Origin of the sequence: Flavobacterium branchiophilum NBRC 15030 = ATCC 35035, assembly GCF_002217205.1 — a bacterium.
GTDB lineage: Bacteria > Bacteroidota > Bacteroidia > Flavobacteriales > Flavobacteriaceae > Flavobacterium > Flavobacterium branchiophilum.
On sequence record NZ_MUGT01000127.1, the window covers coordinates 11,060 to 24,962 of the forward strand.

At 29.0% G+C, this 13,903-nt stretch carries 8 protein-coding genes; 7 read left to right on the plus strand and 1 reads right to left on the minus strand.

Features of this window, described 5'->3' with window-relative positions:
* Positions 1 to 125 precede the first annotated feature (125 nt).
* Positions 126 to 2,294, minus strand: a complete 2,169-nt coding sequence (locus B0A58_RS12870) for a TonB-dependent receptor (protein ID WP_089081402.1) — start codon at positions 2,292 to 2,294, stop codon at positions 126 to 128.
* 1,041 nt (positions 2,295 to 3,335) lie between these two features.
* Here B0A58_RS12870 and B0A58_RS12880 point away from each other — a divergent pair.
* The 7 genes from B0A58_RS12880 to B0A58_RS12915 all read left to right on the plus strand — a co-directional run bounded on the left by B0A58_RS12880 (position 3,336) and on the right by B0A58_RS12915 (position 13,841).
* Entirely contained in the window at positions 3,336 to 3,719 is a 384-nt protein-coding gene (locus tag B0A58_RS12880; RefSeq protein WP_089081394.1) for an HU family DNA-binding protein, read from the plus strand.
* 766 nt (positions 3,720 to 4,485) lie between these two features.
* Positions 4,486 to 7,497: a virulence factor SrfB gene (locus tag B0A58_RS12890; protein ID WP_089081396.1), complete on the plus strand. Its 3,012-nt coding sequence runs from the start codon at positions 4,486 to 4,488 to the stop codon at positions 7,495 to 7,497.
* Positions 7,498 to 7,535: 38 nt separating this feature from the next.
* Positions 7,536 to 10,316, plus strand: coding sequence for a virulence factor SrfC family protein (locus B0A58_RS12895; RefSeq protein ID WP_089081397.1), 2,781 nt, complete (start codon positions 7,536 to 7,538; stop codon positions 10,314 to 10,316).
* A gap of 3 nt (positions 10,317 to 10,319) precedes the next feature.
* Positions 10,320 to 11,081: a hypothetical protein gene (locus B0A58_RS12900; RefSeq protein ID WP_089081398.1), complete on the plus strand. Its 762-nt coding sequence runs from the start codon at positions 10,320 to 10,322 to the stop codon at positions 11,079 to 11,081.
* A 2-nt stretch (positions 11,082 to 11,083) separates the two neighbouring features.
* Positions 11,084 to 11,590, plus strand: coding sequence for a hypothetical protein (locus B0A58_RS12905; protein ID WP_089081399.1), 507 nt, complete (start codon positions 11,084 to 11,086; stop codon positions 11,588 to 11,590).
* A gap of 4 nt (positions 11,591 to 11,594) precedes the next feature.
* On the plus strand, positions 11,595 to 12,962 hold the full coding sequence (locus B0A58_RS12910) for a S8 family peptidase (protein WP_133063139.1): 1,368 nt from the start codon (positions 11,595 to 11,597) through the stop codon (positions 12,960 to 12,962).
* Between the two features lie 3 nt (positions 12,963 to 12,965).
* Positions 12,966 to 13,841, plus strand: coding sequence for a hypothetical protein (locus B0A58_RS12915; RefSeq protein WP_089081401.1), 876 nt, complete (start codon positions 12,966 to 12,968; stop codon positions 13,839 to 13,841).
* Positions 13,842 to 13,903: the final 62 nt, after the last annotated feature.

The following is a 13,903-nucleotide window of genomic DNA, read 5'->3' on the forward strand; positions in this document are numbered from 1 at the left end:
ATAACTACGCCTCTTTGGATTATTTTATAAATATATTTGGTATTATAAAAATAATTTTTGATTTTTGGCTACATCAGTTGATGCCAATGCCATTATGGGCCATTTTTAATTAACTAAATGATCATTTAAAATTTTAAATTCAATCCCAAAAGAAAGTTACTGCCGGCTTGCGGAAAATAATATACATAGCCCCCCCCATAATCGGCACCGTTTGAAACGTATTGGACATTGAAAATATTATTAACTTTCAATAAAAACTGTATCGATTTGAAAATGTTTTTAGGTTTTATTTCATAATTGGCCATCAAATCATGTACAAAATAATCTTTCAACATAGCATTAGGGTCGTTTTCGTTAGACAAATATTGAGTTCCTACAAATTTGGACAACCAAACCAATTGAAAACTTTTTTGAGGTACAAATGTTAGGGCATTTCCAAAAATAATTTTGGGCGAAAAAGCAATATTTGTTTTGCCAATGGTAGTAATACCCAAATGGTTTGTGGTTACAAAATCGAGGTTTCTATTGGCAGACCACGTGAGGTTTGTGTTCCAATGCCATTTGGAGTGCATCCAAAACTGAGCATCCATTTCGACTCCCAATCGGTAACTTTTACCAACATTGGTACGAATTGGGTTTCCTACATTGTCCAGAGCTCCTGTAAGTACCAATTGGTCTTGGTATAGCATATAAAAACTATTGAAGTTGCATTGCGTTTGACCTTTTTCAAAACGCCATCCTAGTTCAAAATCATGTAATTTTTCGGGTTTGGGTGTGCCGTTTTCAAAGTCTGTTCTGTTGGGTTCTTTTTGAGCCTTTGCATAAGACAAATAAAATTGATGGTGTTTGTTCCAATTAAAAGTCAAACCTGCTTTTGGATTCCAAAAACTATAAGATTCGTTTACTTTGTCGTTCAAAACGCCAATGGCTTCATATTGCAGTGATCGGTGTTGTAAATCAAGGTAATAAGCCCATTTAGTATTGATATTGGCATTGATTTTTACAAAAAAGTTGGCTTCATTTTTATTGCCAAAATAATTGTAATATGGTACATTTGGTGTGCTGTTTGAAGCATATTGTGCCCAAATGATTTTGCCAAAATGGCTGCCTTTGTACTGATTGAGTGCCGATCCTAGTATGATAGCAGTATTGTTTTTTTGGTAATTAACAGAAAAAGTAGTCCCATAAAAATCATTATCAAGCCATTTTTGTCTGATTAAATCGGTTTGATTGAGGGTTTGATTCCCAATAACAACAGGTTGCAGGCCATAATCCGAAAAATTTTGATTTTGTTGGTACTCTTCATAATATCCTTTGCCTTTGGTATAATGAAAAGCCAAGTTGGTATTCCAATGAGCATGCCATTTTTCGTTCCAATGTAATTGATAATGATCCTGCTGGTAATTGTCTGTTTGGTTGTCATAAAATTGGGTATTGCCATTGGCATCAACATACATACCCGCATAATTAAAAGTCCGATGGCTATGCAAGGTGGCTTCGTCTAGTCCGTACCAAGCCTGATACGTTTTTTCGGATCCACCAAAAGAAAGGGCCTTAATATGTGTTGTTTTGCCAACATAATGGGCTTGCAAAAAATAAGATTTGAGTTTGGACGAAGCCCTGTCGATATACCCATCTGAATACAAATTTGACAAACGACCCGAAATTTCAAAACGATGGTCTATCAATCCCGTAGTCCATTTGACGGTGCTTTTTCGGGAATTGAAACTCCCAAAGGCATTTGAAATTTCGCCTTTGCTTTCTTTTGAAGCATTTTCTGTAAGTAGGTTCAAACTTGCCCCAAAGGCACCACTGCCATTGGTAGAAGACCCTGCCCCACGCTGCAACTGAATGCTTTGCAAAGACGAGGCAAAATCTGGAAGGTTTACAAAAAAAGTACCCTGACTTTCGCTATCGTTATAAGGAATACCGTTTAGGGTAACATTGACTCTGCTGGCATCGCTCCCCCTCACTCTCATCCCGGTGTATCCAAATCCGTTGCCCGCATCAGATGTGGTAACTACAGAAGGCAACATTTGCAATAAAATAGGAATGTCCTGACCTAAATTTTGCCTTTCGATGTCTTTTTGATTCATGTTGCTAAAACTCATGGGCGTTTTGGCATTGATTCTTGTGGCACTAACCAAAACTTCATTAAGCTCCCGAACCTTTGTACTGTCTGGATTTTGAGAAAAAACGTTTATTGAAAATAAAAATGTGGCACAAAAAAGGAGTTTGTGCTTGTTTGTAATGGTTTTGGTTTTAAAAAACCGATTTCGATGTAATGTTTTCATTCGTAAAAAATTAAAATTACGAATAAAAGGGGTCATTATTCTTTGGATTTCTATTTATTGATTTTTTGCAAAAAATGTTATCTGGCGTGCACTCCAAATATTTTTTTGCTCTTCCCTTAACAGCATTACCTGTTCAGGTTCGTTGGGTATAATCTCAGCTCGTAATTTAGAGCACCCCTTTGAGACGGGACAAAGATACTCAAAATTTATCAAAAAAATATTTTCAACAGATACATTTAAAAAACATTTATAAAAATAAATCCCGCCCTTCATTGCAAAAAAAATGATATATCAATTTTTAGAACCAATGCCCCTCTTGTTCTATGCCACAAAAACCAATCTACTATATTGATTTTTAATACCTTAAGCCCTAACCTTTGGCGTTGGCTTGCACTATTATTGTAATTTATTTTACGGTGAATTAAGGTTTGAGAGGCCGCAAAAAAAATAGGATAATGAATTATGGTTACATTCAAAGCAATACCCATTCTGGTATTATTAAGACGTTTAAATTTAAAAAAAACTTTAATCTAGGGTTACCTTATTATTTATTTTCTATAAATAATAAAAGCGAAATTTAGGTTTCAAACCGACCCCGTAGGGTTCCTATATTTCTAGCCGATTACAAATTTATACAAGCCAATATATGACCCCGCTGGGGTCGCATATATACTATAATAAGAGCAATTAGAAAATTTTAAAAAGCCTTGATGAAAAATAAAAAGGAGATCGAGAGTTTTTCGCTATTAGTTAAAAACATCTCGTATCAATTTCATCTTTAAAAAAGAATAAAATACCCAACTTCCAATTACGGTACAACTTCAATACAATTTGTGTACAACACCATGTTGAAAACGTTAGTAAACGTATAAAAAATGGCTATAATTATGTTTCTTAATTCTGTATATCACATCATTTTGTTGAAAAAGACACCATATTGTGAATAACTTTATCTTTTTTTGACAATTCCTATTTTGTAATTTTGTCCTATCAAGTTACAGAAAACTTGTTAAATATTATTAATTTAATCTCTAATTATTTATGAGCATTACTTTTAAAGTTCTTCCAAAGAAGAACCCGCAAGATTTACTTGCACCGGAAAAATTTTATGCCACTGCCATTGCAGCAGGCGAAACAGATTTGGAGCGTTTGGCAACGCTTATTTCGTACCAATGTACCGTTATAGAGTCAGATTGTTTAGCGGTTTTAACCTCGCTAGAACACAACATCATTGGCGAGTTGGGCGAAGGTCGTATTGTAAAATTAGGCCGGTTGGGCAATTTTCAAGTGGGCATCAGTTCCGAAGGCAAAGTAACTTCGGGCGAAGTAACGGCAAATGCCATCAAAAAAAGCCGTATTTTGTTACGTCCAGGTAAAAAATTGCGTCAGTTTTTGAAAACCGCACAATTCAAAAAAACCAGCTAGTAGCCCGTTTGTTGAGCCAGTAAATGGCCGTCTAAAAACCTCGAGTGTGTTCCCGCACTTGAGGTTTTTTTTTGGCTTTTTGGCAGCAAAAAAAGCTTCATTTCGTGCGGTCGAAGCAAAAATTTGGTACGGTCGAAATGACAAAAAGGTTTTTACAACAAAAAAACGAAAAAACAGCCCTGATTTTGAAAATTAAAACCAAAAAAAACGAAAAATCAAAGATTTTTAGGTAAAAAAATATTAAGAATATATTGTTTTAAACAAAATAATATAAAAAAAACAGGCAGTAAAATTATCCAAAAAGCATAAAAAAAAGCTCAAAAAACCAGCTAGTAACCCGTTTGTTGAGCCAATAAATACGTCTAAAAACCTCAAATAGTTCCCGCTATTCGACGACGAATTGATGATGCAAAAATATAAAATTTTTGTATGAAACCATCTCAATTTGCTTGTTTTTTTGAAACAAAACACAAAAAAGATGAAATAACATTAATACAAACCACATAACAAGATGTATGTACCAAAAGGAACTCCAAAATAGCCAAAAGTATTTTGTTGGATATACAAGTGTGGTTTGTTGTTTTTACATCTGTATTTTATGTAAAATCAGACTAAATAATATAAGAAAATAGAACAATAAAATTTTGTTTTTACGCTATTTTTTCAAAAGAAATAAAGCTTGGCTTTTGGTAAAGTCATTATTTTTTATAATTTTGGGCTTGAATAAAACACTTGACTTTAAAAGAGTTAAATTTAAACAAATATAATGAAAAGAATCTCATTAATATCAAATACTAGCATTCAATATTATAAATATAATATTGACATAGACATGGAATTAAATAAAAAAACCAAATTGTATTATCACGAACCATTTGATAGTAAAAACTTGAAATTCATTTATGATCCTTTATTAAAATATAATATTGATGGTGATGAGATTTATTTAATTAAACAAGAGTTAATTGAGAAGGAATATTTAATCAACAACAAGTTAATTGAAGATATTAACATTGGTGAACTGAAACAAATTTCAGAACCCTTTTCAACATCTAATTTAAAAAAAGCAATTAAAGCTTTCAAAAACAAATGGATTCCAATACCGTTTTTTAAAGAAAATACTATTAATAAAAATTTACTATTCCCAACAGATTGGGTTAGAGTTTTTATAAGTTGTAATGAGGAAATAACCAAGGCAGATATTGTTCTTGCTATTGATACAACTTCAGCAAAAAACGAATACGATTTAACCAGTCCTAAATTAAGTAAAAATCCAGAAGAGAATATTTTCAAATTAAATTCTAATGATATAAATATTAGAAATTATGTTTACGACCCTGCTAATATTTGGTTAAATGAATATCTATCTGAAATTTATTATGGAAATAACGAAGAATTAAAACTTGAAAAACCATACAACCAGTATTTAGCGAATTATTTATTATTGATAAATTGGATTGCAGCACAAAAAGAACTTCCAGAAATTCAAATTTTCACCGACGAATCGAAAAAAATTGAAGTGGATCTTGTTGTTGATTTAGGAAATTCATCAACTTGTGCTTTACTTTTTGAAAACACAGATAAGTCCAATTTTTTATTTAATAAAGTAAAAAAACTTAACATACAAAATTATTCCAATCCTTTGCTAGAGTATAACAATCCTTTTCCAATGAACGTTATTTTTTGTGAATCTAACTTTGGAAAAATAAATACTTCTAATTATCATAATAAAAAATTTATTGTTCCTAGCTTTGTCCGAATTGGTTACGAAGCCCAAGAGATTATTAGTGAAGCTTCTTTAAATTTGAATCATGGTTATGAAATACATGCTTATAATTCAAGTCCGAAACGATATTTATGGGACACGAAACAAGCGGATATGGAATGGGATTTTTATCCTTTTTCAGCAAATACTATCAAAAAAGTTTATCTACCAGGAATTTCAGAACAATTAAACACAAAAGGAGATTTGCTAAATCCTAATGAAATTTTTGGGTCAAAATCCTTATTTTCTAAAAATGCGTTGATGAAATTTGTTTTTTTAGAAATTCTTATTCATGCGTATGTTCAAATAAATTCTTACGCTTTTCGTGAAGAACACGGCAATTTAACAACGCCTCGAACATTAAAAAGGATAACGATTTCTTGTCCAACAGGAATGATTCAGTACGAACAAATTCAATTAAGAAAAGCAGCTCAAGATGCATGTGTTTTATTAAACAATTATGTAAAATTTTATTTTGATAGTGATGATAATAAATTTTGGTTTGAAATACCAGAAATTATTCCAACCATCAAAGATTTAGAAAAAAATATTGCTCAACAAGAAGATCGAAAAGATTGGAACTATGATGAATCCACCAGTTGCCAGCTTGTTTTTTTATATGGTTTAGTAACTAATAAACTAAAAAATCACAGTTATGTTATTGATAATTTTTTATTAAAGGGAAAAGAGAACATAACTATTGCCTCCATTGATATAGGTGCTGGAACAACTGATTTAATGATTAATAAATATAACATAACGAATGGTGAAAAAATAAAATTGAAACCAACTCCTTTGTTTTGGGATAGTTTTAAATTGGCAGGAGATGATTTATTAAAAGTAATTATACAACAAATTATCATTGAAGGCGATTGTTTAATAGAATCGGAAAAGGGTGCTGTTGGAGTGCTAGAAAATTATGCAAAATCTTTAAATATAGAGCATGTTTCTGATAAACTAAATAGCTTTTTTGGTCCTGATTCTAACAATATGGGATTGAAAGCACAATTAATGAGAAAAAATTTCATTATTCAAATTGCTATTCCAATTGCAACATATTATATTCAAAATGCAAATGCTACTTCTAATTCCAATATTTTAACATTTGAAGAAATAATTGGTAAACCTTTCAGAAACAAGGAATTAATAAGTTATTTTGAAACTCATTTCGGTTTTAACTTTTTAGATATAAAGTGGAATATCAGTTCTAAAAAAGTAAATCAAATAATAAATTCTGTTTTTGATGGTTTAGCAAAACAAATTGCAATGATTAGTAATCAATTTGAATGTGATTATGTGGTACTATCGGGCAAACCTTGTTCTTCTAATAGTTTAAATGATTTATTTCTAAAATACCTTGCTTGTTCACCTCAAAATGTAATTAATCTTAACAAGGTTTGGATTGGAACTTGGTTCCCTTTTTCAGATTCGTTAGGTTTTATTAAAGATCCAAAAACTACCGTTTCTGTTGGTGCTATTATTGCTCTTATGGGAGGTAAATTAAAAAAAATTAACGATTTTGAATTAGACATTGAAAATCTTAAAAAAGATATTATATCCAATGCGGATACTATTAGCAAACAAAATTTTCAAAACAAAGAAATAATTCTTTCGCCTAAAAAAAATGACAATACAATAACCATTAATCGTATTCCAGAGTATTTTGGTTATTCAAAATTTGATTCTAAAAACTATCCTATTTCTAGTTTGAATGCTTTATCATTTAATGACGAGGAAATACTAAAGTCTTTAAAAAACAAATATCCAAATAAAGATTTTGATTTTTATAGTAACCAATTAGCAATTGAAAAAAACAAATTTATTCAAGCACTACCTTTAAAAATTAATATTACTCGAGATTTTGATGAATCAAAGGAAATAGTAAAAATAGAAAGCATAGAAGATGCAGAAGGAAATGACAGACCTACTAAATATTTAAGCTTTTCATTTCAAACATTAAATGATGTACGAGGGTATTGGCTAGATACTTGTGAATTTAACTTAAAATGTTAAATAGCTAAATTTCAATTATAAACATAGACACAAAGGATATGAAAAACTTTTCTAATATAGAAATCGATAACATAAAAAATGCAATAGATCAAAATATTGCTTCTCTGATTGATTCAATTAATTGGGTAAATACGAATCTCAAATATGAAACAAAAAATAGTGTCAATTTGAAATTAAAAAACAATGTAAATACACTCAATAAAATAAACAGTAACATCCATTCTAAACCTGTGATGGCTGTCTATGGCGCTAGTCAAGTTGGAAAATCATATTTAATCAAAAATCTATTGAGTGAATCTCAAAACCCATTTTACATAAACAACGGAAATGATAAATATGACTTTTTAAGAGATATTAATCCTCCCGGAACGGGTGCTGAAAGTACTGGTGTAGTAACTCGTTTTACAATCGACACTACCATAAAATTTTCTGATTTCCCCATTAGAGTAAAATTGCTTACTCCAAAAGATATTATAATAATTGTATTAGATACGTATTTCTTGGATTCTAAGAAAATTACCAAAACGTATGATAAAAAAGAATTAGAAAATCATATCGCTAATTTTGAAGAAATTACTAGAAACAATCCTGTACAAACTTTTTTATCTGAATTTGAAATTTTTGAAATTAAAGAATATTTTAATAACCATTTAAGTAAACACTCTCTAGTTTTTGAAAGTTTAAATGAAACAAGGTTCTTTGAAAGAATTGCCATGTTTATTGAAAAAGCATCTAAGGAAAATTGGGTGGCAATTTTTGAAATTTTATGGAATAAAAATAGTTCTATTTCTAAATTAGCTTCTTTGCTTATTCAAAGTTTGAACAAAATCAATTTTGCAAAAAACATCTATCTGAGTTTTAATGAAGTTTTAAGAGAAGAAGGCAATCAAATTTTAGATGTAAAACGCATTAATCAATTATACACTGACACAAATACTACCAACTTTAAAAATGAATCTGGTGAAATTGGAACATTACAAGTTTCAATTATTGCAGCTTTAATTGAAGAGTTAGTTTTTAACATACCGAGTGAATTAGCAGAAAACAAACCTTTTTTATTAAATTCGGATTTATTAGACTTCCCAGGAGCTCGTAGTCGTAAAACATTAGAATTTGATGAAATTAATGATGATTTAATCCCTGAAATGCTACTTCGTGGAAAAGTATCCTACCTTTTCAACAAATATTCAGATGATTTTAATGTGAATAATTTATTGTTCTGTACTAATGACATTAAATTAGAAGTGAATGAATTACCCGCACTTCTAAATAATTGGATTACTAGAAATATTGGCGAAAATCCAAATGAGAGACAAAACGCTCTAAATGATGCCGAAATTGCTCCTTTATTTGTAATTTTCACTTTTTTCAACAACCAACTGAAATTTGACACCACTAACGATGAAAATTTCAACGCAATTCCTAATAAATTAAATTACAAATGGGATACCCGTTTCAATACGTTTTTCGAAAATGAAATTGTTACCTCAACACGAAACTGGCATAAAGACTGGTCTATAAAAATTCCTTTTTTCAATAATTTTTATCTTTTAAGAGATTTTAAATATTCAAACGACACCTATTTGGGTTTTGAACAAAATGGAAAAGAACTAGAATTCAACGATATAAGAAAAAACTATTTTATAGAATTAGGAAATTCTTTTTTGAATCATGAATTTGTATTGAAGCACTTCAATGATCCAATGCAATCATGGAAAAGTGCTACCGATATCAATTCTGATGGTACTAATCTAATTATTCAAAACTTAAATAAAGTATCAAATAATGCTTCTAAAATTAATAGATATAAAAACAAACATGATTTAATTATAAACGAAACTTTAACTGTTTTAAATGAATTTTTGCACACAGACGACCTTTCGGAATTAAGAGATAAAAACAATAAGAATGTAAACAAATTATTTTTCTCATTTAGTCCTTTATTGATAAAAGATATTAACTCATTTAATAATTTTATCGCTTGTTTGTCTGTAAACCCAGTTGATGTGTACAATTTCCTAATTAATAACATTCATGTTGATTTAGGTGCTGTAAATACAAAAGAATTAGATGAGTCTAATATTTTAATTATGCAAATTCCTGAATTAAAAAAAGCTGAAAATATAGAACAGGCAATGGCTATATTAAAAAAAGAATTATGGCTAACTTCTGATCAAGATGTACTTGATGTTCTTGAAACACACAATATAAATAAAAATGCCTTTGTAAAAAAAGTCAATTCCAAAACAAGAGCTCAATATTATACGGATATTTTATTTGATTTTTGGAGAAATGATTTAGAAAAAAATGATTTAGAAAAGTTTCATTATTTTATAAATAATGGAATTTCTAAAGAAAGTCTCCATTTTTTAATTGACTTTTATTTCAAATTATTCCAGCAAAGAAATATGAAATTAAAAGTGGAACATTTAATAAATAATATTACATCCGATACTGAAATAAATTCGGGAATCGAAATATTTCTCTCCGAATTGTTCACCATGATTGTTAATGAAATGGTTTTTAATTTTGATAAAAACTTTTATAAAACAGAAGAAATTAATGAAATTGAAAAGTTAGACTATAATTTCAAGTATTTCAATAAACCTAAAAATAAAAATTTAGAAGCAATAAAATCAATATTTGAACAATTTGAAGATGCACTAAATGTAAATCAAATAATTCTTGAAAAATTCAATAAATGGATTGAAACGCTTAGAATTTCGCTTATAATAAATACTGGTTTTGTAGATTATGATGAAGTTTCTAATAACGAATTAAAAAAGTTGCTCCAACAAATTAATGTTTTAACAAATTAATGTATGATTAAATTTCATCAAATACCAACGGAAAAATTCAAACCTTTGTCGCATGACAAAGAATATTTATTTAATTTATATGAAAAAATAGCCAATTTTTTAGCAATCAATTTTGAAAACGGAAAAAATCATAAAAACAAAATCGCAAAACCTGTTCGTAATTCAAATGATACCGATTTTTACGCTCCTTTCCCAAATCTTAAACCAATTGAAGAAATAGAAAATAATGACAGTATTGTTAACGATTATTGGAATTTTATTGAAGTTGTAAATCAAAAAATTGAACTATTAAAGCAAGCTAAAGACGAAAACCACAAAGATTGGGCTAAGATATTAACAGAAGTTTTCAATGATCAAAATAATATTATTTTTTCAAACGGAATTGAATTTTGTATTGTTTGGGGATGGCAATTTGAGAATAGAAACAACTATAAACCAAGTATTCAATCAATAAAAGAACCTGAAAAAAAACTATATAACGAAGAAATTCCATTATCTAATCCAATAAAAGAAAATGAAGATATAACTCATGAAAATGATAGTAATCCAAAAAATGAGGTTACAGAAATTGAAGAACAAGAAATAATAGAAGATATTGTAAAAGACAATGAAGAAGTGGTTATTGAAGAAGTTTTTGAAAAAAAATATTCTTTTTTTGAGTTTTTGAAATGGTTTGCATCAAACTATTGGGGGTTGCTTTTAATTTTAGCTGCATTAATCATTTTAACTTTTTTATACAAATCAATAAAATATAATACTTTATAGCCATGAAAGATTTTTTTTATAAATATTGGTGGTTGTATTATTTACTTTTTTTCTTTTTACTTGGAATACTCATTTATGCGCTGATGTGGCAACCAATCTGCGTTTCAAATAAAGACCAAATTCTTGATTTACAAAAACAATTGGAAGATTGTAGAGGCACAATTAGAAAAGATTCTGTGGTATATATTCAAGATACAACCCAACAAAAAAAACAAATTATCGATTGTGATGCAACCGTAAAATCAGGTGGTCAAGGTGAAACAGAAACCATTCATAGTTTAGGCAACAAATCAGGTAAAGTAATCATTGATTTTGACATGAATAGTATTCCTGACGAAATGATAGTATATTTTAACAATCAGGAAGTAGCTTCTACAAAAGGAACTGTTAAAGGAAAAGGTAGTTTAGAATTTGATTTTGATGCTGCCAAAAGTAGTTCTTGCATAGTAATTGTAAAAGCACCACAAAACAATACCGAATGGAAATACATTGTTAATTGTCCAAAATAAAATTATGTATAAAAAAAAATATCCAATTCATTATTACATTTATTTAGTAATAGCTTTAATTATTTCAATATTCTTCTGGTACCTGCTTTTTAAAAATTCATTAAGCAATAGAAATACTATTGCATATCAAGAAAGCTATTATTGGAAACAAGATTATTTACCAGAAGAAATTGGCAAAATCATTCCTATTGACACAAATAAAATCGTAATTGATTCTACAAATAACAAGCAAATAATCTCTAATATTGTCAATATTGCTATTAAAGATAAAAACGGGTCTATTGCAAAATTGGCCCATGATTTGAAAAAAAGTTACTCTTCAGATGATTATAAAATTGTTTATATTGATAGTGTTGTCAATAGATTACAAGTAGAACTTCCAAGTGAAGAAAGAATCACATTTAAAAACGAGGTAAAAAACAAACTGAATTCCTATAAATTATTAGTTTGGGACGAAACAATTTTTTCCTCATTCAATAAATTCTCAGATCCTTTACTCAAAAAAAATGAAGTGAATTGGTATTTTAATGCTATTAATATTCAAAAAATTTGGGATAAAACTACAGGTAGTAACACTATTATTGTAGCAGTTATTGATAATGGTTTTGATTTAAGCCACCCCGAATTAGTAGGTAAAACAAAACTTGCTTATAACAGCATTTACAAAAATGATGATGTAAAACCTAGCAATCAAAATCATGGCACACATGTTGCTTCAACAATTGCTTCAAATGGAAATAACAATCAAGGAATTGTGGGAATTTGCCCTAATTGTTTAATTATGCCTATCAAAGTGGAAGATAATAATGGATTAATGTCAAACTCATATATTATTGACGGCATTTTGTTTGCTATAAAAAACAATGCCGATGTTATTAATTTATCTTTAGGAATGAACATTCCCTTAAATTTGAATTTATCAAATGACGAACAAAAAGAAATTATTAATTCAGTTGCTAAAGATGAAGAAGAGTTTTGGAATGAATTGTTTACTTTTGCATCCGAAAACAATACAATTTGTGTTTTAGCTGCCGGTAATAGTAATATCAATACTGGAATAGATCCTTTTCAAAGATCAAAAAACACCATTTTAGTAGGGGCATTTGATAGTAATAATAACAAAGCAAATTTTTCAAATTATGGTACATTAACCACTTTATATGCACCTGGCACACAAATTTTAGGTGCCAAACCTGGTAATCAATATGAATTTTTAGAAGGCACTAGCATGGCAGCTCCTATTGTTACTGGAGTGGTAGCACTACTAAAATCTAAAAATAAAAATACCTCTTTTGATGAGGTAAAAAAATATTTAATTGCCAATACCAAAAACACAAACAACATGAATCAACTATACATTAACTCTTTTTAATTTATGAAACAAGAAAATTACACCTTTGTCGATATAGTATCAGGCGTTTTTCTGCTGGTATTATTTTTCTCTAACTTTTTAGCACTCCTATACATCACAGAAGGAAATTTAGCTTTTAGTGGGCTTATAAGTTTTTTTATTGCAGCACTTTATTACTACGTAGTAGAATTAATGCGAAAAAACAAAGAAGCACTTATAAGACAAAAATTTAAACACTTTTCTTTTCTTTTCATTGGTTTTTTTCTATTACTTTCTTTGGTGAGTTTTATTTTAATGTCGCATTTTTTGAATGTAGAATTTAATGCTAAAGAAAAAGTACAACAAGAAGCACAACAAAAATTACAATTGGTTACTGATTTTGTTGCAAAATATGAACAAAGAAGTAAAACCGATTTAGCTGATTATGAATCAAATCTTGCTAAAGAAGGAAAACCGCAATACATGATTAATGCTTCTGTAAAACCCTATCAATTAAAGGTTGAAAACTCTAAAAAATATTTAGAAAAGGAGTTGACAAAAAACAATGAAAAATACAATTTAGTTTTTCAAAATTGGAAGCGAATGAGTATCATGAAATCCTATACCAACCTTAATGAATATGTTAAGCAAAGTAAGGATATAGTTGATAAAAAACTAGCAGCATTACCTGTAAATCAATCATCTATTGAATTATCCGAATTGCCAACAGGCAAATTGCCATTAAACAATCCGTTTAAATTGAATAAAATTTATCCTCCTAGTTATGGTTTTACTATTGCAATTTTGATTTTTTTACATTTTGGGATATTACTTTCTTTTTTCTTAACTAAAATAAGACCTAAACCTATTCCTGTTGAATTATCAATCCAAGCTAAAAAATTAGTACGTGAAATTAATTAATCTATTAAATATAACAAAATGAACGAATTAGATAAAAAAAGAGTTTTACTGGTCTAGCCCCC